Origin of the sequence: Aeromicrobium sp. IC_218 (genome assembly GCF_004336805.1) — a bacterium.
Classification (GTDB): Bacteria; Actinomycetota; Actinomycetes; order Propionibacteriales; family Nocardioidaceae; genus Aeromicrobium.
The window spans coordinates 54,694-77,929 of sequence record NZ_SJXM01000006.1; the positions used below are offsets into that span (position 1 = coordinate 54,694).

Genomic DNA, 23,236 nt, shown 5'->3' on the forward strand with positions numbered 1-23,236 from the left:
TCACCGTAGGGGAGCCCGGGGCGGTCCGCCTCTCGAGCGCGGGTGGGCTGTGCCACGATCGGGGCCATGGCTGACGAGGAAGAGCTGACCGGGGGAGCCACCGGCGGAGCGACCCGGGTGGGACGCACCGTCCGCCGCCCCACCGGTCCGTGGACCCCCGCCGTGCACGAGCTGCTCGACTACCTGCACGAGGCCGGGCTCCGCGGCATCCCGCAGGCGCACGGCACCGACGAGCAGGGTCGCGAGGTGCTGACGTACGTCGAGGGACGCGGCGTCCCGGTCGACGACGAGGTCGTGCTGCCCGAGGTGCTGCAGGAGGCCGTCGCCTGGCTGCGCGACTTCCATGACCTGGTCGACGGCTTCCGTCCCGACGGCCCGCGCACGTGGCGCCAGACCGGGGAGGTCGAGCTCGCGCCCGGCCAGGTGATCTGCCACAACGACCCCGGCGCCTACAACTGGATCATCCAGTCCGGGCACTTCGTCGCGATGATCGACTGGGACCTGGCCGGCCCGGGCGACCCGATCGACGACCTGGCGTTCATGGCCTGGACCGCGATCCCGCTCTACCGCGAGATCGACCCGGCGCTGGCGGCCGAGCGGATCAACCTGCTCGTGGACGCCTACGGCGAGTGGGGCCCGATGACGCTGCTGGACGCCGTGGAGCGCCGCATGCGCACCGCCGCCGACCGCATCGAGGCCGGCGTCGAGCGCGGTGACGAAGGCATGCTCAACCTCGCCCGCCTGCGTGGCGAGCCGCAACGCACCCGCGAGCGGGTCGAGGCCTTCGCCGCCCGCCGCCCGGCCATCGAGGAGCACCTGTGAGCGAGCGGAGCGAGCGAAGCATGAGGACCCTCACGGGCGGACGTCCGTACCCTGCGCTCTTCTCGGAGGTCTGCCCGTGAAGCACCCCTTGATCGACGCGCTCGGGCTGGTCCAGCACCCCGAGGGCGGCTGGTACCGGCAGAGCTGGGCGTCCGGCGTGGACGTGAGCTGGCCGACGGCCGCGTGCGTCCCACCGCCACGCTCATCCACTTCCTGCTCCCGGCCGGCGACGCGTCCGGCTGGCACAAGGTGGCCTCGGACGAGATCTGGATCGCTCAGCAGGGCGTCGTCGTGCTCGAGCTCGGTGGCTCCGGCGAGGAGCCCGAGGCCGAGACCCAGCACACCGTCGGCCTGGACGTCGAGGTCGGCCACGAGACGCAGGTCCTCGTCCCGGCCGGCACCTGGCAGCGCACGGTGCCGCGTGAGGAGGACGCGCTGGTCAGCTGCGTGGTCTCGCCCGGCTTCGACTTCGCCGACTTCACGCTGCTCGACTAGTCGACGGCGCGCAGGAACGCCTCGACGACGTCGTCGAGCGTGGGCAGCGCCGCCTGCGTGCCCGGCACCCGGTCGACCGCCGCGGTGTCGCGGATCGCGGCCACGGCCAGCAGCACCGCCGGACGGAACCCGGGCCGTGACGCGTAGGTCGGCAGCGCCTCGCTCGCGGTGGCGACGACGCCGTCGGTGACGGCGGTGAGCGTCGCCGCGGTCTTGGCTGCGGTGTCGGGGTCGGTGCGACCCAGGCTCACCAGCTCGGCGACCACGGCGAAGACCGGCAGGTGGTAGGCGTCCCACAGGTGCTGCAGCAGCATCCGGGCCCGCTCGCGCTCGGTGCCGGCGGTGAGCCGCACCGCCACCTCGTCGAGCAGCCGCTGGGCCGCGCGGTTGATGGCCGCGTCGACGAGCGCCGCCTTGGTGGGGAAGTGGTGCTGCTGCGCGCCCTGGCTCACGCCGGCCGCCCGGGCGACGCCGCGCGTCGTCGTGGCGGCGAAGCCGACCCGGCCGAGGCTGTCGATCGTCGCGTCGAGCAGCGCGTCGATGGTCGCGGCCCGCTGGGCGCTGCGGCTGCCGGTCGTGGTCACCGGGCCATCCTGGCAGGCGGACGTTCGCAAGTCAGGTGACTTGTCAAGGCCGTCCACGCGACCTAGGCTCACCGCGCCGGTGCTCGCCGGCCGTACCGAAGGACCTCCCATGACCGTCCCCGTGCCCGGCATCGGGCTGCACCGCCAGTCCGCCGTCTACCGCGCCGGAGCGCTCGGCGCCCGACCCAAGGTCTCGGCCGACCCCGACGAGCTGGAGCGCCGGGCCCGCCGCGCCATGTCGGCCAAGGCGTGGGCGTACGTCGCAGGAGGCGCGGGTGCCGGACGCACGATGGAGCGCAACCGCCGGGCGTTCGAGCGGTGGGCGATCCTGCCCCGGATGGCCGCCGGCGCCGCCGAGCGCGACCTGTCCGTCGACCTGCTCGGCACCCGGCACGCGGCCCCGCTCATGCTCGCGCCCGTGGGGGCCGCTGGGCTCGTCGCACCGGACGCCGACGTCACCATCGCGCGCGCCGCGGCGGCCACCGGCGTCCGGTACGTCTTCTCGAACCAGGGCAGCAGCACGATGGAGGACAGCGCCCGCGCGATGGGCGGGTCGGGGCACTGGTTCCAGCTCTACTGGAGCAAGGACGACGGCCTGGTCGACAGCCTCGTGCAGCGGGCCGAGGCCACCGGCGCGGAGGCGCTCGTCGTCACCCTCGACACCACCGTGCTCGGCTGGCGCCCGCAGGACCTCGACCTCGGCTCGCTCCCGTTCGTCCAGGGCATCGGCATCGCGCAGTACACGTCCGACCCGCGGTTCAACGCCCTGGTCGACGAGCGCCTGGCCGCGCCGGCGTCCGGCGAGAAGCCCAAGGTGACGCTCGGCGCGATCCGCACGCTGGTGTCGCTGTCGCGCCAGCACCCGGGAGGCTTCTGGTCGAACCTGCGGTCGCCGCGCCCGCGCATGGCCGCCGAGACGTTCACCGACGTCTACACGAACCCGGGGCTGTCGTGGGACCACCTCGCGACCCTGCGCTCGCGCACCCGGCTGCCGATCGTGCTGAAGGGCATCCTGCACCCGGACGACGCGCGCCGGGCGCTCGAGCTCGGCGTCGACGCGATCGTCGTCTCGAACCATGGCGGGCGCCAGGTCGACAACGCCGTCGCCTCGCTCGACGCGCTGGTGGCGATCCGCGAGGTGGTCGGACCCGAGCCGACGCTGCTGCTCGACAGCGGCATCCGCACCGGCGCCGACGTCTTCACCGCGCTCGCGCTCGGGGCGTCGTCGGTGCTGCTCGGACGTCCGCACGTGTACGGACTGGCGATCGACGGGCAGCAGGGTGTCGAGGACGTCATCGCCGGCGTGCTCGCCGAGCTCGACCTGACCATGGCGCTGACCGGTGTGCGGAGCATCGGCGCCATCACCCCCGACCTCCTCGTCCGCCAGGACTAGGCCCCTTCCTCGCTCCTCGAGCGCCGTGCTCCGCTCCTCGAGTGCCGTGCTCCGCTCCTCGAGCTTGTCGAGAGGAGTCCCTTCGACAGGCTCAGGGAGCGGGAGGCGGCTCAGGGAGCGGGGTGCCGGCTCAGGGACCGATCTCAGGCGCGGTGGAGCTCGAAGACCGGCAGCGCCGGAGCGGCGGCGAGCAGCTCGGCGTCGGTGGAGGACTTGGAGATGCTGACCGGCATGATCGCGCCGACCTCCCACTCCCACTTGCGCAGGTACTCGCGCAGCACCGGGATCTTGTCGGCGTCGGCCAGCTCGTCGGCCCGGTAGGGGACGACCGAGCGACCGCGGCGCAGCGTGCACGTGCCTGCCGCGCGCAGGTTCCGGGTCCAGTGGGTGTGGCCGCGCGCGCCGAGCACGTAGGTGTGACCGCCGAGGCGCAGCGGGTTCACCGGCGTGGTGCGCGGCTGGCCGCTGGCGCGTCCGACCACCTCGAGCGTGCGGGCGCCGGCGATCCCGACGCCGCGGTCGGCGAGCCACCCGACCAGGCGGTTGAAGCGGGTGGAGAAACGGCCCGGCGGCCGGTAGGCGAGTGCGTCCACGACGGTTCCCTTCGATTCGGAGAGCAGTGCTCTCGGATTCAGGATGGCGCGTCGAGGACGAGAAAGCAAGAGCACTGCTCTCGATATGTCACGATGGCGTCATGCCCACCCGCGCCGAGACCCGAGCCCGCACCGAGCAGCGCATCCTCGAGATCGGCCGCGAGCACCTCGCCACCTACGGCGCCGCCGCCCTGTCGCTGCGCGCCGTGGCCCGTGACCTCGGGATGGTGTCGTCGGCGGTCTACCGGTACGTCGACGGCCGCGACGAGCTGCTGACCCGGCTGCTGGTCGACGCGTACGACGAGCTCGCCGACGCCGCCGAGGCCGCGCACGCCACGGCGTCCGGGCCGCGTGATCAGGTGCTCGCCGTGGCGCGGGCGTTCCGGGCCTGGGCCGTGGCCGAGCCCGCCCGGTACGCGCTGCTCTACGGCAGCCCGGTGCCCGGCTACGCGGCACCGGCCGAGCGCACCAGCGGGCCCGGCACGCGGGTCATCGGCCTGCTGCTGACGACCCTGGACGGGTCCGGCGCCACCGCGCCGGCCCCGCCCGGGCTCGACCTCTCCCGGCTGCGCGACGAGTCCGGGGTCGCCCTGGACGACGGCGCGCTGCGCCACGCCCTGGGCATCTGGACGACCATCGTCGGGCTCACCAGCCTCGAGGTCTTCGGCCAGCTCGGCCCCGACCCGGTGGTCGACCCCGTCGCGCTGCTGGACGTCCAGGTCGCCGAGTCCCTGGGCGCCCTCGGCCTCACGTCGTGATCGTGCGGTCCAGGCCCAGCGCCTCCAGGAACCGCTCGTCGTGGCTGACCACCACGAGCGCGCCCTCGTAGCCCGCCAGCGCCTCGACCAGCCGGTCGACGCTGCGCATGTCGAGGTCGTTGGTCGGCTCGTCCAGGCACAGCAGCTGCGGCGACGGCTCGGCGAGCAGCAGGCACGCCAGCGTGGCCCGCAGGCGTTCGCCGCCGGACAACGTGCCGGCGTCCTGGTCGGCCCGGGCGCCGCGCAGGCCGAAACGGGCCAGACGTGACCGCACCTCCTGCCGGGACGCCGTCGGCGCGAGCCGCTCGACGTTCTCGGCCACCGACGTCCCCGCCACGAGCAGCCGCGGCCGCTGGGGGAGCAGGCGGGCGGGGACGTGCCGCCGCACCTCGCCCTCCAGCGGCTCGAGCTCGCCGACCAGCGTGCGCAGCAGCGTCGACTTGCCCGACCCGTTGCGGCCCACCAGGCCCACCCGCTCGGGCCCGCGCAGGTGCAGGTCGATCGCGAGCCCGTTGGCCAGCACGAGTCCCGAGGTCGACACCACCTCGCGCGTCGCCGGGACGCGCGTCCCGGGCAGGTCGACCCGGATCGGCTCGTCGTCGCGCAGCCGGGCGTCGGCCTCGGACAGCCGCTGGCGCGCCGCCTCGACCTGGCCCTCGTGCTTGCCGCGCAGCTTGCCGGCCGACTCCTCGGCCGCGCGCTTGCGCATGCCCAGGACGATCGGTGCCGCGACCGCGTTCGCCGCCGCCTTCCGCCCGGCCCGGTCGCTGCGGGCGATCGCCGTCTGCGCCTCGGCCAGCCGGCGCCGGGTGCTGCGCAGCTCGGACTGCGCCTCGCGGACCTCCTTCTCGGCCGCGGCCTCCTCGGCCGCGACCGTCGCCTCGTACGCCGTCAGGTCGCCGCCGAACGTCCGCACGCCGCCGTCGCGCACCTCGTGCACGGCGTCGACGTGGTCCAGCAGCTCGCGGTCGTGACTGGCCACGACGAGCACGCCGCGGAAGTCGTCGACCACGGCGAGCAGGCGCTCGCGGGCGGGTCGGTCGAGGTTGTTGGTCGGCTCGTCCAGCAGCAGCACGTCCGGCTCGTCGAGCAGCCGGGCGGCGAGCGCGAGCAGCGTCAGCTCACCGCCGGACAGCGTGGACGCGTCGCGGTCGAGCCCGAGCCGGTCGAGCCCGAGCCGGCCGAGGAGCGCGGTCGTGCGCGCCTCGACGTCCCAGTCGTCGCCGATGGTGTCGTAGACGTCCGGGTCGACGCTGCCGGCCTCGACCGCGTGCAGTGCCGCGACCCGCTCGGCGACGCCGAGCACGTCGGCGACGGTCGCGCCGTCCTCGGGCAGGGGGTCCTGCGGCAGGTGCGCGAGCCGGCCCTCGACGCGCCGCGTGCCCGCGGTCGGCTCGAGGTGGCCGGTGAGGACGCTCAGCAGGGTGGACTTGCCCGACCCGTTGTCGCCCACCAGGCCGTGGCGGCCGGGGGACAGGTCGAGGGTGACGCCGTCCAGGACGGTGCGGCCGTCCGGCCAGGTCAGGGTCAGGTCGTGCAGGGACAGGTGTGGCATGGGGCCTCCAGGCAGTCACAGGGACGGGATGCGTGGAGACGCTGCGTGGACGACGCGCGGTCGAGGGTGCCGGAGGGCAGAGGTCGACGAGGACGCGCGGCAGTGCCGCGCAGGGTCTCGGACCTCAGCTCTTCAACGGATGCGTACCTCGTGGTGGGCGACGGGACGACCCCATCCTACGCTCGGGGCGTGCAGGACGTGTGGTTCGACGAGATGGACGACGCCGAGGCGTTCGTCGCCGCGCTGGACGAGGCCGGCTACCGCAGCAGCGTGCGCCGCGAGATGTTCGCCGGCGAGGAGGACGACGAGGACCTCGCCGCGGTCGTGGCGGTCGACCCCTGGGACGCCGTGGCCGCCGACCTGGCCGACGAGTCCGGCGGCTGGGTGCCCCCCGAGCCCGACGCGCCGGCGGCACCGGTCGTGCCGCTCGAGCTGCCCACCCAGCCCAAGCGGCTCAAGCGCCCGCGCGCCTGACGACCGGCCCGCCCGGCTCAGCCGAGGTGGGTGCGCAGGAAGTCGAGCTGGAGCAGCTTGAGGTTCTCCGCGACGGTCTCCTGCGGCGTCATGTGCGTGACGCCCGACAGCGGCAGCACCGTGTGCGGACGTCCGGCGGCCAGCAGCGCGGACGACAGCCGCAGCGTGTGCGCGGCCACCACGTTGTCGTCGGCCAGGCCGTGGATGATCATCAGCGGACGCTCGAGGTCGGGAGCCAGGTGCGTCAGCGAGTTCTCGTCGTAGACCTCGGGGCGCTCGTCCGGGTGGCCGAGGTAGCGCTCGGTGTAGGCGGTGTCGTAGAGCCGCCAGTCGGTGACCGGCGCACCGGCGACCGCGGCGTGGAAGACGTCCGGTCGGGCCAGCACGGCGAGCGCGGCCAGGTAGCCGCCGTACGACCAGCCGCTGATGCCCACGCGGGACGTGTCCAGGTCGTCGGGCAGCTCGGCGGCCACGCCCTGCAGCGCGTCCACCTGGTCCTGCAGGGTGGGGCCGGCGAAGTCGTGCAGGATCGCGTGCTCCCACGAGATCGAGCGGCCCGGCGTGCCGCGGCCGTCGGCGACGACGACGGCGAAGCCCTGGTCGGCGTACCACTGGGCCTCGAGGAACATGCGGGCCGAGCTCAGCACCATCTGGGCGCCGGGGCCGCCGTAGGGCAGCAGCAGCACGGGCAGGCGGCGCGAGCCGGGCACGTGCTCGCGGGGCAGGACGACGGCGGCGCGCAGCTCGCGCTCGCCGACGGTCAGGAGCCGGACCTGCGGCTGGAACGGGGCGTCCTCGGCGACGACGCGCAGCTCGCGCGGGTCGGTGCCGTCGCGGAAGACGGTGACGGTGGGGCGGGCCGACTCCAGCGAGGCGCGGGTGACGACGGTCGTGCCGCCGCCGATCACCGCGCCGTGCACGGCCGCGCCGGACGTGACCGGGTCGACCGAGCCGTCGAGCCCGAGCCGCACCACCTGCACCTGGGTCGGGTCGTCCGAGGCGGTGACCACCACGGCGTCCGGGTGCACCGAGACGATGCCGCGGACGTGCCAGGTGGCGTCGCCCAGCGGCTCGCCGTCGACGAGGACGCGGCGCTTGTCGTCGGCGTCCTCCAGCGTGACGAGACGTCCGCCCGGGGCGAAGCGGGCCGGGGACGCGTTGGGCTCGACCCACGCCGGTGAGGTCAGGTCGCGCAGCACGCGGGTCGCGCCGGTGGCCGGGTCGACGGCCAGCACCTGCGAGCGGCGCTGGTCGCGGCCGAGCACCTGGACGACCGGGTCGCCGTGCTCGTTCCACGACACCTGGTGGACGTACTCGAACGCCTCGCGGTCCCAGACGACCTCGGTGCGGGAGCCGTCGAGGCCGACGATCCACAGCGTCACGTCGGCGTTGGGCGTGCCGGCGGCCGGGTAGCGCTGGGGGACCGGCGTGCGCTCGGGGTGCTCGGGGTCGGCGACGTGCCAGACGTCGACCGGCGACTCGTCGGTGCGCTGCACGACGAGCGACCGGCCGTCCGGCGCCCACCAGAAGCCGCGGTAGCGGTCGAGCTCCTCGGCCGCGATGAACTCGGCCTGGCCCCAGGTCACGTGGTCGCCGTCGGGCTCGACCAGCGCGCGGTCGTCCTCGCCGTCGACGCCCACGACGCGCAGCGCGCCGGCGGTGGCGTACGCGACGCGGCGGCCGGTCGGGTCCAGGTGCGGGTCGATGACGCCGCCGGGGGTCGGCAGCTCACGGACGGCCCCGGCGCCGAGGTGCAGTGTGAACAGGCGCCCGGACAGCGGGAAGCAGGCCCAGCGTCCGGTCGGGTCGACGTCGTAGGAGACGAGTCCGGCCGAGCCCTCGCGGCTGCGCTCGCGGCGGGCGCGCTCCTCGGGGGTGAGCTCCTCGGGCCCCGCGCCGAGCAGGTCGGCGGGGTCGACGAGCAGCGTCTCCTCGCCGGACGCGACGTCCAGCGCCCACAGCTGCCCGGTGCGGGTGACGCCGTCGGGCGTGCGGATGAACCGGACGGTGGTGCCGTCGGGGGAGACGGTGACGTTGCGCGGCACCCCGAGGGTGAAGCGGAGGGTGCGGGCGGCGAGGCGGGGGTACGAGACGGTCACGCCCCGATCTCATCACAGCGTGGCTAGCCTGTGACCCATGGACTCTGCCGACAAGCGGCTGCTGCTCGTGCACGCGCACCCCGACGACGAGACGATCGGCAACGGAGCCACCATGGCCCGCCTGGTCGCGGAGGGCTCGCACGTCACCCTCGTCACCTGCACGCTCGGCGAGGAGGGCGAGATCCTCGTCCCCGAGATCGCGCACTACGCCAGCGACCAGGAGGACCGGCTCGGCGAGCACCGCATCGGTGAGCTGGCCGCCGCCATGAAGGAGCTGGGAGTCACCGACCACCGCTTCCTCGGCGGGCCCGGACGCTTCCGCGACTCCGGCATGGTCTGGGGCGAGGACGGCAACGCCACCGCCGGCGCCGACGTGCGTCCGGACGCGTTCTGGGCCGCCGACCTGCTCGTGGCCGCCGACCTGCTCGTCGAGGTCATCCGCGAGGTCCGCCCGCAGGTGCTCGTCACCTACGACCAGTTCGGCGGCTACGGCCACCCCGACCACGTCCAGGCCCACCGCGTGGCGATGTACGCCGCGAGCCTGGCCGGTGTCCGTTCGTACAAGCCCGAGCTCGGCGAGCCATGGGAGATCGCGAAGGTCTACTGGTCGGCCATGTCGGCCCGCGCCTTCCGCGAGGGCCTCACGGCGCTGCGCGAGGCGGGCGACACGACGTCCTTCGAGGGGTGGGAGGCCGACAACCTGCCGCCGATGGCCTTCGAGGACGACCAGCTCGACGCCGCGATCGACGGCACCGCCTTCCTCGACGCGAAGTCGGCGGCGCTGCGCGCGCACGCCTCGCAGGTCGAGGTCGACGGCCCGTTCTTCGCGCTGTCCAACAACGTCGGCCAGACGGTGTGGGGCACCGAGTACTACCGCCTCGCCCGCGGCACCCGGGGTCCGGTCGGCCCCTCCGGGCTCGAGGACGACCTCTTCGCCGGGCTGTGACCGCCTGGCGGGTGGTCGCCGGGCTGGCCGGCCTGTGGGCGGGGCTCATGGCGTCCTTCGTGCACCGTCACCTGCTGGACGTCGGCGGGCTCGAGCTGCCGTGGGGGCTGGCCGTGGGCGTCGTCGCGACGTTCCTGGCCGCCCGCGGCGCGGAGGCTCTGGTGCCGCTCGGCACGGCCTGCTTCGCGGTCGGCTGGGCGGTCGCCGTGCTGGCCCCGATGGTGGCCGGGAGCGACAGCTACCTGGTCGCCGACGACGCCCTCGGATGGGTCTTCACCCTCGGTGGCGGCGGGGCGCTCGTGGTGGCCTCCCAGTGGAAACCTAAACTCGTGCCGTGAGGGATCCGATCGACGACAAGGCGTTCCGCGGTGCGCTGGGCAGGTTCGCCAGCGGCGTCACCGTCGTCTCCACCGTCCACGAGGGCATCGACCATGCCATGACGGCGAGCGCGTTCTGCTCGGTGTCGATCGACCCGCCGCTCGTCCTGGTCTGCTCGCACAAGAACAGCCGCTTCCACGAGGCCGTGCTCGAGAGCGGTGTCTGGGGCGTCTCGATCCTCGCCGAGGGCGGTCGCGAGACGTCCGCCTGGTTCGCCCACCGCGGACGTCCGCTGGAGTCCCAGCTGGAGGGCGTCGAGCACCACCGCGGCCCCGAGACCGGGGTCGCGCTGATGGACGAGGGTCTGGCCTGGCTCGAGTGTGAGACGCATGCTGTCCACGACGGCGGTGACCACTCCATCCTGGTGGGCAGCGTGGTCTTCGCCCGCGTCCGCGACGAGATCGACGACCCGCTGCTGTACTACCGCTCGCACTACGGACGTCTCGTCCACACCGACGCCTCGGAGAAGACGGTCTACCGTCCCCCGACCACGCAGGAGCCCGCATGAGTGTCGCCTCGTTCGTCCGCAGCCACAAGAAGCTGTCGTGGGGCCTGGGAGGCGTGGTCGTCGTGCTCGCCGGCCTGTACCTGGCGGGCTTCTTCCTCACCGGATCGCGGCTGCCGGCCAACGCGACGATCGGCGGCATCGACGTCGGCGGCATGAGCCCGGCGAAGGCCGAGCGCACCGTCGCCGACGCCGTGCAGGCGCGCGAGGACGCGGAGATCGGCCTGCAGTACGAGGTCGACGGCGAGACCGAGACGGTCCAGGTCAGCCCGGCCGACGTCGGGCTCGAGGTGGACGCCGCCGAGAGCGTCGACCAGGCCGGTGGCGAGCGCACCTGGAACCCCGTGCGCATGGCCGAGCTGGTCCTGGGCAGCGACGAGCACGACCTCGTCGTGACGTCCGACCCGACGAAGATGGCCTCGGCGCTGGACAAGGTCGCCGAGGACGTCGAGGTCGAGGTCGTCCAGCCGCTCATCACCTTCCCCAAGGGCAAGCCGCGCCCCCGCTCGCCCGAGGACGGCGTGGCCGTCGACCGTGACGCCACCGCCCGTGCCGTCGAGGCCGTCTACGGCACCACCGACGAGCCGGTCGTGGACGTCGAGACGAACGTCGTCGAGCCCGACGTCGACGAGGCCGGCCTGCAGCAGGCCGTCACCGAGCTCGCCGAGCCCGCCGTCTCGGCGCCGGTGACGATCGCGGTCGGCGAGAAGAAGGTCGCGCTGCCGGTGTCGGCCTACGCGCCGGCGCTCAAGATCGAGCCGGTCAACGGCACGATGACCGCGGTCATCGACCCCGAGAAGCTCTCCGGCGCGCTCGCGGCCGAGACCAGCGGCGTCGGTCGCAAGGCGGTCGACGCGCGCATCGTCGTCGACAGCGGCAAGCCGCGCATCGTCCCGAGCAAGACCGGCATCGGCCTGCAGCCCCAGGAGATGGCGACCAAGATCGTCCCGGTCCTGACCGAGAGCGGCGCCGCGCGCACCGTCACGGTCGAGGCCAAGGTCGTCGAGCCCGAGTTCACGACCGCCGACGCCGAGAAGCTGGGCGTCAAGGAGAAAGTCAGCGAGTTCACGACGTACTTCCCGCACGCGGAGTACCGCAACATCAACCAGGGCCGTGCCGCCGAGCTGCTCGACGACACCCTGGTGATGCCCGGCGAGACGTTCAGCTTCAACGACACGGTCGGCGAGCGCACCGTCGAGAACGGCTTCACCACCGGCTCGGTCATCAACGGCGGCCAGTTCCGCGAGGAGCCGGGCGGAGGTGTCTCGCAGGTCGTCACCACGACGTACAACGCGGCCTTCTTCGCCGGGCTCGAGGACGTCCACCACAAGGCCCACACGTTCTACATCGACCGCTACCCGGTCGGTCGCGAGGCGACGGTCTACTGGGGCAGCCTGGACATGAAGTTCAAGAACAACACCGACCACGGCGTCCTCATCAACGCCTGGGTCGACAAGAGCGCGCCCGGCCGCCAGGGCGAGATGCACGTGCAGATGTTCTCGACGAAGGTCTGGGACGAGGTGGAGGCGGGCAAGTCCGGCCGCTACAACTTCCGCACCCCGGGCAAGCGCTACGACACGAGCGACAAGTGCGTCCCGCAGTCGCCGATCACCGGCTTCGACATCGACATCTACCGCTACTTCGTCCAGGACGGGCAGCGCAAGAAGTCCGAGAAGTACACGACGACCTACCAGGCCGCCGACCACGTGATCTGCGGCGAGGACCCGGCCAAGAAGAAGGCCGAGCAGCGCAAGAAGCGCGCCGAGCGCCGCGCCGCCGAGGACGCGGCCAACGCCGGCTAGTCGGACCACCGCTCCGTGCGGGGCGGTGAGTGGCGGTCACTCCACGAGCGTGGGCGGTGACCTGTGGTCACTTTCCCGCCGGAGAGTGACCACAGGTCACCGGCCCGGCTGAGTCGGAGCTTGCTCGCCGGGCGCGGGCCGCTCAGCGCGGGACGGCGGATCGGCGGCGGTCGAGGACGGCGACGAGCGCCGCGGCGACCGCGATGCCGACGAGGGTGCCGATGCCGTTCGCGAGCCAGTCGTCGACGTCGCAGCGGCGTCCCACCGCCGGGACCGCGGCCTGGACGGCCTCGATCGCGAGCGACATGCCGACGCCCACGGCGAGCACGAGCAGCGGACGACGCAGGGCCACGATGGCGAACAGCGCCGGCACGAGGAACAGCAGCATGTTCTCGTGGTCGCGCAGGAAGTAGATCGGGTCGAGGTTGCACCGGACGTCGGCGGGCCGCGCCGTGTCCGGCACCAGCGTCAGGCCGACGATGCCGAGCAGGCCCAGCGCGGCCAGGACGCCGGCGACGCGACGGCCGGTGTCTCCGGCACGGACGAGCACGGCCGCGAGCGCGACGCACACGACCAGGGCGGCCCCGACGAGTAAGGCCATGAGTGTCTGGTGCCCGGCGATAAAGGTGCTGATCACCGGCGAAGTCTCTCGTCCACGCTCGTCGCCCGGCCGGTCGGGGTCCGGCGGCGGTCTACGGTGACGCCATGAGCGACGAGCGGATCAGCGCGACCCGGCTCGTGCCGGCCGACCCGGCGACGATCCGGTCGGTGCTCTCGGACCCCGACGGGCACGTCGCGATCGACGCCAGCGGGATGCTGCAGGGTGCGACCGGACGTCCGGTGTCTTCGGTGGGGGACTCGTTCGTCGTCCATATGGACCGCGAGGCGCTCGGGGACCTGCCGATGGGCCGCTACGACGTCACGGTGATCATCACGCGGCACGACGCCCGCGGCGTGGAGTGGACGATCCACGGCACGGTGAAGCCGCCGATCGGCCACGTCTGGGGCTACGACCTCGAGCCCGCCGATGAGGGCGGAACGCGCGTGACGTCGTACTGCGACTGGTCGGACGCCGCCCCGGAGTGGAAGCCGATCTTCCCGGTCGTCGGCGAGACCGCCCTGCGAGCGTCCCTCGGGCTGCTCGAGCGCGCCGTCGTCCGCGGCTACCCCCGGCCAGCGAGCACGACGGACTGACCCGGGTGCGTCCTGTCCCGAACGCCGGACGCGGCGGGTCGGCGCGGCCTAGCATGAGCCGCTGCCCTCGTCCCGACCTCGGAGTCCGTCTTGAAGCTCTTGTCCCCGCGTCTGGCCGGCGTCGCCGTCGCTGCCGCCGCCCTCGTGGCCGGCTCCGTCACCTCGGTGCAGGCCGAGACGGCCGACACCCGCGTCTCCGTCCGCGTGACCGCCGGTGGAGCGCCGCAGCGCGGCGTGGACCTGATCGCCGAGAAGGTCGACGAGGACTTCAACGGGTACACCGCCTACCTGGGAGTCAGCGGGTCCGACGGCGTCGTCCGGCCGAGCAAGGGGTCGCGGTTCTGGGGAACCCCGCGCACGTTGGAGCCGGGGACCTGGGAGCTCGCCTTCGTCGACCACGCCGAGGAGCACGGCACCGTCTTCCGGACCGTGACGCTGACGGCCGGGACGAACACGCTCGCCGACGCCGTGATGGAGCCCGCCTCCACGGCGCGCGGACGACTGCTGACGCCGTCGGGCCTGCCGTTGAAGAACGTGGACGTGGCGGCGATGGCCGTCCGCGGGGAGACGTCGCTGGGCTTCTCCGTCGCGATGGACGAGAACGGCGTCGACTCGTCGCGCAGCGACGGCAGCTACGCCTTGCACGGTCTCGGGCGCGCGACCTACGAACTCACCACGGGCGAGCGGCTGATGGACGGGTGGCCGCTCATGTCGCGCCGCGGCAAGGTCGTGGTGACCCAGCCCGGCACGACCTACCAGGTGCCCGACATCCGCGTCCGCGTGCAGCCGACGATGAGCGTCGCCCGCACCAAGGCGCGTCGTGGGGTCGCGGTGGTGCGCGCGAAGCTGCTGGTGCAGCGCTTCGGCATCAGCAAGCCGGGTGGCACGATCCGCGTCTACGAGGGACGCACGTTGCTGACGAAGGTCCGTGCCACCGGGGCGACCCAGTCACTGCGCGTTCGTCTGCCCAAGGGCGAGCACCGTCTCCGGATCAAGTACGCCGGCAGCAAGGACGTCCGCCCGACCGCGATGAAGCACCTGGACGTGCGGGTCCGCTGAGCCGGCTCGAGGTGGACCGGGCCCAGTCGTAGCGTCGGGACGCACGGCTACCGGGGGAGGTTCCATGACGGCACGACTGGACGCGCTGACCATCGACGCCGCCGACCCCGACCGGCTGGCCGGGTTCTGGGCCGGACTGCTCGGCTGGAGGGTCGGCTCAGACGCGTCCGGCGCACCCGTCGCGCGATCGGACGACGGGAGCGGCCTGCCGTTGCGGTTCGCGTCGTCGTCCGCGCCCCGCACCGGTCTGAACCGGATCCACCTGCACCTGACCAGCACGTCGGTCGACGACCGTGACGCCCGCGTCGCTCGGGCGCTCGAGCTGGGCGGCCGGCACCTGGACGTCGGCCAGCTGCCCGAGGAGACGCACGTCGTCCTCGCCGACCCCGAGGGCAACGAGCTCTGCGTGATCGAGCCGGGCAACCGATGGCTCGCCGGCTGCGGCCTGCTGGGGGAGCTGGCCTGCGACGGGTCGCGCGCGACCGGCGTGTTCTGGAGCGAGGTGCTCGGCTGGCCGCTCGTGTGGGACGAGGACGGCGAGACCGCGATCCGGTCACCGCGCGGCGACCTGCTCCTGGCCTGGGGCGGGGAGCCAGTGAATCCCAAGCGCGGCACGAACCGGCTGCGTCCCGAGCTCGTCGCGGACGACCCGGACGCCGAGGTGGCCCGGCTCGAGCGCCTCGGCGCCAGGCGCGTGGGTCGCGAGGACAACGGCGTGATGCTCGCGGACCCCGACGACAACGAGCTCCGCCTCCGCCGCGCGCCCTAGGACGCTCCCGACGTCGTAGGTGCTCTCAGCGGCCGGGCGTGAGGTAGCGGTACTCGTGGTGGTCGGTGAAGCCGAACGGCCGGTACAGCGCGATGGCCGGGTCGTTGTCGCGCATCGTCTGCAGGTAGGCCTTGTCGGCGCCGTGCTCCACCGCCCAGGCGAGGGACGTCTGCACGATCCGGCGGGCCAGTCCCTGACGACGGGCCTCGGGCGCGACCTCGACGGCGGCGAGCCCGGCCCACTCGCCGGTCACGACGACCCGCCCGATCGCCACGGCGGGGGAGCCGATGCTGACGAAGCCGACCGTGGCCGGCCCCTCGAGCACGGCGCGAGCCAGGCGCAGGTCCTCGACGCGGTGGTACATCCGCATCCACCCCTCGGACGCGTGGGACTCCACGAGCGCGTCGGAGTCCGCGACGTACGCGGGCTCGAGGTCGGCCACCTGCACGATCGCCCCGGGTCGGGCGCCGCCGTAGCCGACCCAGCCCGCCTCGGCGAAGGCCCGGTCCCAGGCGGAGCCGGCGACGACCTGCGCCAGAGCGGGCAGATCGCGCGCGGCGTAGAAGGCCTCGACGAGCACGAGCGCCTCGTCCACGGCCACGCCCGGGTCACCGTGCACGGCGACGGAGTTCGCGCGCCCGGTGAAGCCGCCGGCGGCGCGAAGCTCCCACCCGCCGAGCGGGACGCTCTCGGTCGCGGGCCAGCCGCGGGACGTGATGCGGGTGAGCTCCTCGGCGTCCGTCGCGGCCGCGCCTCGACGGCGCAACGGACGCTGCGGAACCGTCTTGGCCGCGACGACGGACGCGAGCGGGACGTCCACCGCGGTGCCGTCGCGCCGCTCCACCCGGGCCGTCGCCTCGTCGAGCGCGAGCAGGCGTCCGACGACGTCCGTCATCGCCGGGCCCCCGCCCGGCCCGGTGCCGCCCACGCGGTGGCGCACGACGACGCGGGACCCGAGCATGCTGACGTCCAGGGGCATGCGCACAACCTACGGACGTCCATGAGGCGAGCCTCCGTGGGCCCTCACCGGTCGCACGGTAGATACTGAGGCGTACGCCCATCGAAGGAGACAGCAAGTGACCTACGTGATCGCCCAGCCGTGTGTGGACGTCAAGGACCGCGCCTGTGTGGACGAGTGTCCGGTCGACTGCATCTACGAGGGCAACCGCATGCTCTACATCCACCCCGACGAGTGCGTCGACTGCGGCGCCTGCGAGCCGGTCTGCCCGGTCGAGGCGATCTTCTACGAGGACGACACGCCGCCGGAGTGGAAGGACTACTACGACGCGAACGTGAACTTCTTCGACGACCTCGGCTCGCCCGGTGGCGCCGCGAAGATGGGCGTCATCGACAAGGACCACCCGATGATCGCCGCCCTCCCGCCGCAGAACCAGGAATGAGCGCCCCGGTCTCGTCGCGGTTCCCGGACTTCCCCTGGGACACCCTCGCCGCGGCCAAGGCACGAGCCGCCGAGCACCCCGGCGGGATCGTCGACCTGTCCATCGGCACACCGATCGACCCGGTGCCGCAGGTCGTCCAGGACGCGCTGTGCGCCGCGGCGGACGCCCCCGGCTACCCGACGGTGCTCGGCCCGGTCGACGTCCGCCAGGCCGCGGCCGACTGGATGACTCGCCGCTTCGGCGTCGTCGGCGTCGGGCCCGAGCACGTGCTGATGACGATCGGCTCCAAGGAGCTCATCGCCAACCTGCCGACCCAGCTGGGCCTGGGCGAGGGCGACCTGGTCGTCTTCCCCGAGCGGGCGTACCCGACCTACGAGGTCGGCGCCCGCTACGCGCAGGCGACGCCGGTCGCGGCCGACTCGCTCACCCAGCTCGGTCCGCAGCGTCCGGCCCTGGTCTACGTGAACAGCCCCGCGAACCCGCACGGCCAGATCCTGGGCCTCGAGCACCTGCGCAAGGTGGTCGAGTGGTGCCGCGAGCGCGGCGCGCTCCTCGTCTCCGACGAGTGCTACCTGGAGTTCGCCTGGGACGCCGAGCCGGTCTCGGTGCTGCACCCGGACGTCTGCGGCGGCTCCTTCGAGGGGCTGCTCGCGGTGCACTCGACGTCCAAGCGCTCGAACCTGGCCGGCTACCGCGGCTCGTTCGTCGCCGGTGACCCGAACGTCGTCGCCGAGCTGCTCGCGGTGCGCAAGCACCTGGGCTTCATGGTGCCGACGCCGGTGCAGCGGGCCATGGCCGCCGCGCTCGCCGACGACGCCCACGTGGACGAGCAGCGCGAGCGCTACCGCGCCCGCCGGGCCGCCCTGCGGACGGCGCTGGAAGGGGCGGGCTTCGAGATCACGCACTCCGAGGGCGCGCTCTACCTGTGGGCCACGCGGAACGAGCCGTGCCGCGACACCGTCGCCTGGCTCGCCGAGCGCGGCATCCTCGTGGCGCCCGGCGACTTCTACGGACCCAAGGGCGCCCAGCACGTCCGCGTCGCGTTCACCGCGACCGACGAGCGGGTCGCCGCCGCGGTCGAGCGACTGGCCTGAGCTAGCGCCTCGTCGCGGTCAACAGGAGGTACTCCCACTCCAGCACGCCGGGCTCGGGCGCGTACTGCTCGGCGAGCCGGACGAGGCTCTGGTCGAGCTCGGCCTCACGCATCGGGTTGTCGGCGACGGCCCGGTAGGCCGCGATCGTCGGCCCGTACGCGGTCTTGAAGTAGTCCAGGAACTCCTGCCCGCCGGCGAACCGCTCGACCCGCAGCAGCCGGCGCTCGGCCCGCACGTCCTCGACCCGGTCGCCGAGCAGCGTCCGGACGTGCTCCTCGTCGCCCCACAGCGGGGGCGGCTGCGTGCCGGGTGGGGGCGGCGGGACGAACGGACGCATCGTCGTGAGCATCTGCCCGATGAACCCGGTCGGCGTCCACGAGACCAGCGCGATGCGGCCACCCGGACGCACGACGCGCACGAGCTCGTCGGCGGCGTCCTGGTGGTGCGGGGCGAACATGATGCCCACGCACGAGAGCGCCACGTCGAACGCGGCGTCGTCGAAGGGCAGCTCCTCGGCGTCCGCCTCGCGCCAGTCGAGCGCGAGCCCGAGCTCCTCGGCGCGGGACCGTCCGACGTCCAGCAGCGCGGGCGTCAGGTCGCTGGCCACGACGTCGGCACCGGCCTGGGCGGCAGGGAGGGACGCGTTGCCGGACCCGGCGGCGACGTCGAGCACCTTCTCGCCCGGCCCCACCCGGGCGGCCTCGACCACCACCCGGCCGAGCTCGGGGATGACCTGGTCGGCGATGGCGGGGTAGTCACCGAGCGCCCACAGCGCGCGGTGACGGTCCTTGAGCTCCCGGTCCGGGGTGGTCGACGACATGGCTCCTCCTCCGGCGAGCGGGGCTGCGAGGGGGTCTCGGCCCCGTGTCGTGCAGCGATCGTAGGCCCGTGGACGCCGCTCGCCGCCGGCTCGGCGGAAGGTCTGCGGACCCCGCAGGGAGGCCCGGGCCGGGCCCCGGTGGTGCGTCGATAGGGTCGAGGCACCGCATCCCCGACGCCCAGGAGGACCGCATGGTCTCCGCGCCGCCGATCACGGTCGAACGACTCACGAAGCGCTTCGGCGCGGTGACCGCCGTCGACGACCTCACCTTCACCGTCGAGCCCGGACGGGTCACGGGCTTCCTCGGCCCGAACGGCTCGGGCAAGACGACGACCCTGCGCATGGTCACCGGTCTGGCCCGGCCGACAGCGGGCCGCGCACTCGTGGGCGGACGTCCCTACGCCGACCACCCGCACCCGGCGCGGCTCGTCGGCACCTCGCTCGAGGCGGCGTTCCACCCCGGCCGCAGCGCCCTCAACCACCTGCGGGTCTATGCGCCGCAGGTCGGCGTGGACGACCGCCGCTGCCACGAGCTGCTCGAGCTGGTCGGGCTCGCGCCGTACGCGAAGCGCCGCGTCGGTGGGTTCTCGCTCGGCATGCGCCAGCGGCTGGGCCTGGCCACCGCGCTGCTCGGTGACCCGCAGGTCGTCATCCTCGACGAGCCGGCCAACGGGCTCGACCCGCAGGGCATCGTCTGGATGCGGTCGCTGCTGCGCGCCTTCGCTGCTGAGGGACGCACGGTGCTGGTCTCCAGCCACGTCCTGGGCGAGGTGCAGCACACCGTGGACGACGTCGTCGTCATCGCCCGCGGACGTCTCGTGCACGCGTCGCCGCTCGGCGACCTCACCCGCCTGGCCGAGCCGGAGACGTTCGTCCGGGCCGCCGACGCCGGACGCCTGGACGCGCTGGTCGCCGAGCGTGGCTGGCACGCCGAGGGCGAGGCCGGCGGCGTCCTGCTGCGCGGCGTGACCGCCGACGAGGTCGGGGCCGGCGCGTTCGCGGCGGGCGTCGAGCTGCGCCAGCTCACCGACCGGGTCGTCGACCTGGAGAACGTCTTCCTCCGCCTCACCGCCGACCAGGAGGTCCCGCGATGACCGCCGCGCTGAAGTCCGAGCTGCGCAAGCTGCTGAGCACCCGTCTGTGGTGGATCCTGCTCGGCGTCATGGTCGTCTACCTGGTCTTCATCGGCGTCGTCATGGCGTTCTCGCTCACGATCGAGACCCCGGACGGCACCCGGATGATGGGCGGCGTCGACGCGGCGGTCGCGGTGTACTCCAGCACCAACGCGATCGGCTACGTGTTCCCGCTGCTGCTGGGCACGCTCGCGTTCACCGCCGAGCACCGGCACCGCACGATCGAGCAGACGCTGCTGGTCGAGCCCAACCGCGACGTGCTGCTGGCGTCCAAGACCACGGCGACGCTGCTGCTGGGCCTGGTGTTCGGCGTCGTCGCCGTGCTGTCGATCGTCGCCGGTGGCGCGCCCCTGCTGGTGTGGCAGGGCGACGGGGCGTACCTGACCGACCCGGACGTCGTCGCGGTGCTGCTGCTCAGCGTCGCGGTCATGGCGGTGTGGGCGGTGCTCGGCGTCGTCCTCGGCGCGCTGGTGACCAACCAGGTCGTGGCCATCGTGGCCGTGCTGGCGTTCACCCAGTTCGTGGAGCCGATCGCCCGCCTGGCGCTCGGCGCCGTCGACGCGCTCTCGGGCGTGGCCCAGGTGCTGCCCGGAGCGGCGGCGGACGCGGTGGTGGGCGCCTCGGCGTTCGGCGCCTTCGGCGACGACGGCGACATGCTGCCGCGCTGGGGCGGCATCCTGGTGATGCTCGCCTACGTGGTCGTGCTCGGCGTGGTCGCCCGGCTCACCACGCTGCGCCGCGACGTCCGCTAGGAGACGGTCACCCGCACGCGGTCGGCGGGCGCCTTGGCGTCCTCGACCCAGCCGTCGGGGGAGTCCTTGGCCGTCCAGGTGCGTCCGTCGAAGCTCACCGAGGTGAGCTCGAGCCGGGCCGCGTTGGCGACGAGGAACTGCGCGAGGCGCCACCCGCGCCGGGCGCGCTCGTCGGCCGCGCCGCGCACGGGGTAGTCGAGCGCCTCGCGACGACGGTCGACGTCCTGGGCGCCGAACGACTGGCGGACGAGCTCCTCGACCTCGCTGAGCGTTCCGCCCTCGCGCACGTTGACCTGGCAGCTGAACGCGGCCGGGCTGTACCCCATGAGCGAGGACGCCAGCGCACGGGCGAACGGCTCGTGGTCGGCGTACGCCTCGGGGTAGGCCGACCGCTGCACCCGCTGCGCGGCGTCGGTGATCTCGAGCTCGGTGTAGCCGTCGATCTTCACCAGCGCGTCGAAGAACTCGCCGGTGGCGTAGGCCGGGTCCATGATCTGCTCGACCGTGCCCCAGTCCTGGGACGGACGCTGCTGGAACAGCCCGACCGAGTCGCGGTCGCCGTAGTCGATGTTGTGGATGCGCGACTCCTGGTAGGCGGTCGCGATCGCGATGGTCGTCGCCCGCGCGGGCAGGCCGCGCTCGGCCGCGATCGCCGCCATCAGCGACGACCAGCGCGCCTGCTCCAGGTCGACCTCCGCCCGCAGGGTGTCGACCTGGGCGACGCAGTACTCGGCGCGGTCGGGCTCGTCCTCACGCAGGGAGACGAGGGCGACCGCGCAGGCCGCCACCGCCGTCCCGGCGACGACCCAGCTCGCCGCCCGCACTAGTTGGCGTGCAGCGCCGCGTTGAGCTCGACGCCCGAGCGGCCGGCACGGGGACGAGCCTCGAGCCGTCCGGTCTCGCTGTTGGTCAGGAACAGCAGGCCGTCCTGGCCGGACAGCTCGGCGGCCTTGACGACGCGGCCGTCGGGCAGGGTGACCTTGCTGGCCGCGGTGACGTAGGTGCCGGCGGCCACGACGCAGTCGTCACCGAGCGAGATGCCGATGCCGGCGTTGGCGCCGATGAGGCAGCCGGTGCCCACCGAGATGACCTCCTTGCCGCCTCCGGACAGCGTGCCCATGATCGAGGCGCCGCCACCCACGTCGGAGCCGTCGCCCACGACGACGCCGGCCGAGATGCGGCCCTCGACCATCGCGGTGCCGAGCGTGCCGGCGTTGAAGTTCACGAAGCCCTCGTGCATGACCGTGGTGCCCTCCGCCAGGTGCGCGCCGAGGCGGACGCGGTCGGCGTCGCCGATGCGGACGCCGGACGGGACGACGTAGTCGGTCATGCGCGGGAACTTGTCGACGCTCGTGACGTTGACGACCAGGCCGGCGGCCCGGGCGCGCAGGCGCGTGGCCTCGAAGTCGGCGACGGCGCAGGGGCCGACGGTCGTCCAGACGACGTTGCTGAGCAGGCCGAAGATGCCGTCGAGGTTCTGGCCGTGCGGCTTCACCAGGCGGTGCGACAGCAGGTGCAGGCGCAGGTAGGCGTCGTAGGCGTCGGCCGGGGCGGCGGACAGGTCGTCGACGACCGTGTGCACGACCGCGCGGGTGACGGCCCGGACCTCGTCCCGGCCCTCGAGCGCGTCCAGCCCCTCGGGCTGCAGGTCGTGCTCGGCCGGCGCGCCGACGTGGGGCTGGGGGTACCAGACATCCAGCACGTCGCCCTCGTCGGTCACCGTGGCGACGCCCCAGGCGTACGCACCCGTCTTCGCAGCAGCATCCGTCATGCGTCCTACGGTATCGGGCCGACCCGACGGACCGGTCGCGTCGGTCCGCTCCTCGGCCTAGGTTCGTCCCATGAGCCTGGTGACCTTCAAGGACCTGTGCGTCGACGTCAACGACCTGCACGTGGGCGGCACGTTCTACACGCGCATCCTCGGCCTGCAGACCGCCCGCCCCGACCTCGACCCCGAGGACGTGAAGCTCGTCGGCGCGTCGGTGCACCACACGGTGTGGCCGAACAAGGTGCCCGAGCCCAAGACGGTCAAGAACCGCGTGCACCTGGACGTCTGGGGCCGCTCGTTCGACGACTTCCGTGACCTGGACCAGCTGACCGAGGACGGACGCTTCCCGTGGACGGTGTTCGCCGGTCCCGAGGGTGACGAGTTCTGCGTGTTCGAGTGGAACCGCGACGAGGAGCTGCCCGAGTACCGGCTCAAGGACGTCATCGTCGACGCCGTCGACCACGTCGCGATCTCGCGCTGGTGGGCCGACGTCCTGGGCGGCACCCTCACCCACGACGACTCGGGGTACTCCTACCTCGACGACGCGCCGGGCGTGCCGTTCGAGTCGTTCGACTTCGTGCCGGTGCCCGAGCCGAAGACGGTCAAGAACCGCATCCACTGGGACGTCGACCTCGTCGACGGCGCGACGGTCGCCGACCTCGTCGCGAAGGGCGCCACGGTGCTGCGCGAGAAGGGCGACGACGTCGACTGGACCGTCATGGCCGACCCCGAGGGCAACGAGTTCTGCGTCTTCGACGACTGACGCGGCTTCACCCGCTCCCTGAGCCTGTCGAAGGGAGCCCGTCCGCCGGGGCCTCCCCGCACCGGCTGCCATGATGAGGG

General features: G+C 73.4%; 26 protein-coding genes. 17 read left to right on the forward strand and 9 right to left on the reverse strand.

Annotation, left to right across the window (positions count from 1 at the left end):
* The first annotated feature begins 66 nt into the window (after window positions 1–66).
* Complete coding sequence (locus E0W78_RS08870; protein WP_131403511.1) at window positions 67–822, forward strand: phosphotransferase; 756 nt, start codon at window positions 67–69, stop codon at window positions 820–822.
* 183 nt (window positions 823–1,005) lie between these two features.
* Complete coding sequence (locus tag E0W78_RS08875) at window positions 1,006–1,317, forward strand: cupin domain-containing protein (protein WP_242686285.1); 312 nt, start codon at window positions 1,006–1,008, stop codon at window positions 1,315–1,317.
* Here the strand turns inward: E0W78_RS08875 and E0W78_RS08880 are convergent.
* Window positions 1,314–1,901 carry a TetR/AcrR family transcriptional regulator gene (locus tag E0W78_RS08880; RefSeq protein ID WP_165570450.1) on the reverse strand — a complete coding sequence of 196 codons (588 nt, stop codon included), beginning with the start codon at window positions 1,899–1,901 and terminating at the stop codon, window positions 1,314–1,316. The two genes, E0W78_RS08875 and E0W78_RS08880, sit on opposite strands and share 4 nt — an antisense overlap.
* Before the next feature lie 109 nt (window positions 1,902–2,010).
* Here E0W78_RS08880 and E0W78_RS08885 point away from each other — a divergent pair, with 109 nt between their 5' ends.
* Window positions 2,011–3,294 (forward strand): alpha-hydroxy-acid oxidizing protein, encoded by a 1,284-nt coding sequence (locus E0W78_RS08885; RefSeq protein ID WP_131403513.1) that lies wholly within the window; start codon window positions 2,011–2,013, stop codon window positions 3,292–3,294.
* 143 nt (window positions 3,295–3,437) lie between these two features.
* Here E0W78_RS08885 and E0W78_RS08890 read toward each other — a convergent pair whose 3' ends face one another.
* Window positions 3,438–3,887, reverse strand: coding sequence for a nitroreductase family deazaflavin-dependent oxidoreductase (locus tag E0W78_RS08890; RefSeq protein ID WP_131403514.1), 450 nt, complete (start codon window positions 3,885–3,887; stop codon window positions 3,438–3,440).
* 101 nt (window positions 3,888–3,988) lie between these two features.
* Between E0W78_RS08890 and E0W78_RS08895 the strand changes: the two genes are divergently transcribed.
* Window positions 3,989–4,645, forward strand: a complete 657-nt coding sequence (locus E0W78_RS08895) for a TetR/AcrR family transcriptional regulator (protein ID WP_131403515.1) — start codon at window positions 3,989–3,991, stop codon at window positions 4,643–4,645.
* Here E0W78_RS08895 and E0W78_RS08900 read toward each other — a convergent pair.
* Entirely contained in the window at window positions 4,635–6,200 is a 1,566-nt protein-coding gene (locus E0W78_RS08900; protein WP_131403516.1) for an ATP-binding cassette domain-containing protein, read from the reverse strand. The two genes, E0W78_RS08895 and E0W78_RS08900, sit on opposite strands and share 11 nt — an antisense overlap.
* Before the next feature lie 189 nt (window positions 6,201–6,389).
* Between E0W78_RS08900 and E0W78_RS08905 the strand changes: the two genes are divergently transcribed.
* The gene (locus E0W78_RS08905; protein WP_131403517.1) at window positions 6,390–6,674 is read left to right on the forward strand and encodes a hypothetical protein; all 285 of its coding nucleotides are present in this window, start codon (window positions 6,390–6,392) and stop codon (window positions 6,672–6,674) included.
* Between the two features lie 17 nt (window positions 6,675–6,691).
* Here the strand turns inward: E0W78_RS08905 and E0W78_RS08910 are convergent, their stop codons facing one another.
* The gene (locus E0W78_RS08910; protein ID WP_131403518.1) at window positions 6,692–8,773 is read right to left on the reverse strand and encodes a prolyl oligopeptidase family serine peptidase; all 2,082 of its coding nucleotides are present in this window, start codon (window positions 8,771–8,773) and stop codon (window positions 6,692–6,694) included.
* 37 nt (window positions 8,774–8,810) lie between these two features.
* Here E0W78_RS08910 and mshB point away from each other — a divergent pair, with 37 nt between their 5' ends.
* Genes mshB through E0W78_RS08930 form a run of 4 tightly spaced genes read left to right on the forward strand, consistent with a single transcriptional unit; the run spans window position 8,811 to window position 12,404 of the window.
* Window positions 8,811–9,719 (forward strand): N-acetyl-1-D-myo-inositol-2-amino-2-deoxy-alpha-D-glucopyranoside deacetylase, encoded by a 909-nt coding sequence (gene mshB / locus E0W78_RS08915; RefSeq protein WP_131403519.1) that lies wholly within the window; start codon window positions 8,811–8,813, stop codon window positions 9,717–9,719.
* Window positions 9,716–10,057 (forward strand): hypothetical protein, encoded by a 342-nt coding sequence (locus E0W78_RS08920; protein WP_131403520.1) that lies wholly within the window; start codon window positions 9,716–9,718, stop codon window positions 10,055–10,057. The genes mshB and E0W78_RS08920 overlap by 4 nt, the downstream gene beginning before the upstream one ends.
* Entirely contained in the window at window positions 10,054–10,605 is a 552-nt protein-coding gene (locus tag E0W78_RS08925) for a flavin reductase family protein (RefSeq protein ID WP_207392695.1), read from the forward strand. Before E0W78_RS08920 ends, E0W78_RS08925 begins: the two co-directional genes overlap by 4 nt.
* Complete coding sequence (locus E0W78_RS08930) at window positions 10,602–12,404, forward strand: VanW family protein (RefSeq protein ID WP_131403521.1); 1,803 nt, start codon at window positions 10,602–10,604, stop codon at window positions 12,402–12,404. Before E0W78_RS08925 ends, E0W78_RS08930 begins: the two co-directional genes overlap by 4 nt.
* Window positions 12,405–12,546: 142 nt before the next feature.
* Here E0W78_RS08930 and E0W78_RS08935 read toward each other — a convergent pair whose 3' ends face one another.
* Window positions 12,547–13,041, reverse strand: a complete 495-nt coding sequence (locus tag E0W78_RS08935) for a VanZ family protein (RefSeq protein ID WP_131403522.1) — start codon at window positions 13,039–13,041, stop codon at window positions 12,547–12,549.
* Window positions 13,042–13,109: 68 nt separating this feature from the next.
* On the opposite strand from E0W78_RS08935, the gene E0W78_RS08940 reads away from it, so the two are divergent.
* The 3 genes from E0W78_RS08940 to E0W78_RS08950 all read left to right on the forward strand — a co-directional run bounded on the left by E0W78_RS08940 (window position 13,110) and on the right by E0W78_RS08950 (window position 15,426).
* On the forward strand, window positions 13,110–13,598 hold the full coding sequence (locus E0W78_RS08940; RefSeq protein WP_131403523.1) for an SRPBCC family protein: 489 nt from the start codon (window positions 13,110–13,112) through the stop codon (window positions 13,596–13,598).
* A gap of 90 nt (window positions 13,599–13,688) precedes the next feature.
* Window positions 13,689–14,657 (forward strand): hypothetical protein, encoded by a 969-nt coding sequence (locus tag E0W78_RS08945; protein WP_131403524.1) that lies wholly within the window; start codon window positions 13,689–13,691, stop codon window positions 14,655–14,657.
* A 64-nt stretch (window positions 14,658–14,721) separates the two neighbouring features.
* Window positions 14,722–15,426 (forward strand): VOC family protein, encoded by a 705-nt coding sequence (locus E0W78_RS08950; RefSeq protein ID WP_131403525.1) that lies wholly within the window; start codon window positions 14,722–14,724, stop codon window positions 15,424–15,426.
* Between the two features lie 25 nt (window positions 15,427–15,451).
* Here E0W78_RS08950 and E0W78_RS08955 read toward each other — a convergent pair whose 3' ends face one another.
* Window positions 15,452–16,405, reverse strand: coding sequence for a GNAT family N-acetyltransferase (locus tag E0W78_RS08955; protein WP_131403526.1), 954 nt, complete (start codon window positions 16,403–16,405; stop codon window positions 15,452–15,454).
* A 97-nt stretch (window positions 16,406–16,502) separates the two neighbouring features.
* Between E0W78_RS08955 and fdxA the strand changes: the two genes are divergently transcribed.
* Window positions 16,503–16,826 (forward strand): ferredoxin, encoded by a 324-nt coding sequence (gene fdxA, locus E0W78_RS08960; RefSeq protein WP_131403527.1) that lies wholly within the window; start codon window positions 16,503–16,505, stop codon window positions 16,824–16,826.
* On the forward strand, window positions 16,823–17,920 hold the full coding sequence (gene dapC / locus E0W78_RS08965) for a succinyldiaminopimelate transaminase (protein ID WP_131403528.1): 1,098 nt from the start codon (window positions 16,823–16,825) through the stop codon (window positions 17,918–17,920). Before fdxA ends, dapC begins: the two co-directional genes overlap by 4 nt.
* Window position 17,921: 1 nt before the next feature.
* Here the strand turns inward: dapC and E0W78_RS08970 are convergent, their stop codons facing one another.
* Window positions 17,922–18,740 carry a methyltransferase domain-containing protein gene (locus E0W78_RS08970; RefSeq protein ID WP_131403529.1) on the reverse strand — a complete coding sequence of 273 codons (819 nt, stop codon included), beginning with the start codon at window positions 18,738–18,740 and terminating at the stop codon, window positions 17,922–17,924.
* Window positions 18,741–18,931: 191 nt separating this feature from the next.
* Here E0W78_RS08970 and E0W78_RS08975 point away from each other — a divergent pair, with 191 nt between their 5' ends.
* Window positions 18,932–19,834 carry an ATP-binding cassette domain-containing protein gene (locus E0W78_RS08975; protein ID WP_131403530.1) on the forward strand — a complete coding sequence of 301 codons (903 nt, stop codon included), beginning with the start codon at window positions 18,932–18,934 and terminating at the stop codon, window positions 19,832–19,834.
* Complete coding sequence (locus E0W78_RS08980; RefSeq protein ID WP_131403531.1) at window positions 19,831–20,625, forward strand: ABC transporter permease; 795 nt, start codon at window positions 19,831–19,833, stop codon at window positions 20,623–20,625. The genes E0W78_RS08975 and E0W78_RS08980 overlap by 4 nt, the downstream gene beginning before the upstream one ends.
* Here the strand turns inward: E0W78_RS08980 and E0W78_RS08985 are convergent.
* Window positions 20,622–21,449 carry a hypothetical protein gene (locus tag E0W78_RS08985; RefSeq protein WP_131403532.1) on the reverse strand — a complete coding sequence of 276 codons (828 nt, stop codon included), beginning with the start codon at window positions 21,447–21,449 and terminating at the stop codon, window positions 20,622–20,624. The two genes, E0W78_RS08980 and E0W78_RS08985, sit on opposite strands and share 4 nt — an antisense overlap.
* Window positions 21,449–22,396 carry a 2,3,4,5-tetrahydropyridine-2,6-dicarboxylate N-succinyltransferase gene (dapD, locus tag E0W78_RS08990; protein WP_131403533.1) on the reverse strand — a complete coding sequence of 316 codons (948 nt, stop codon included), beginning with the start codon at window positions 22,394–22,396 and terminating at the stop codon, window positions 21,449–21,451. The genes E0W78_RS08985 and dapD overlap by 1 nt, the downstream gene beginning before the upstream one ends.
* Before the next feature lie 70 nt (window positions 22,397–22,466).
* Between dapD and E0W78_RS08995 the strand changes: the two genes are divergently transcribed.
* Entirely contained in the window at window positions 22,467–23,156 is a 690-nt protein-coding gene (locus E0W78_RS08995; RefSeq protein WP_131403534.1) for a VOC family protein, read from the forward strand.
* The last annotated feature ends 80 nt before the right edge of the window (window positions 23,157–23,236 follow it).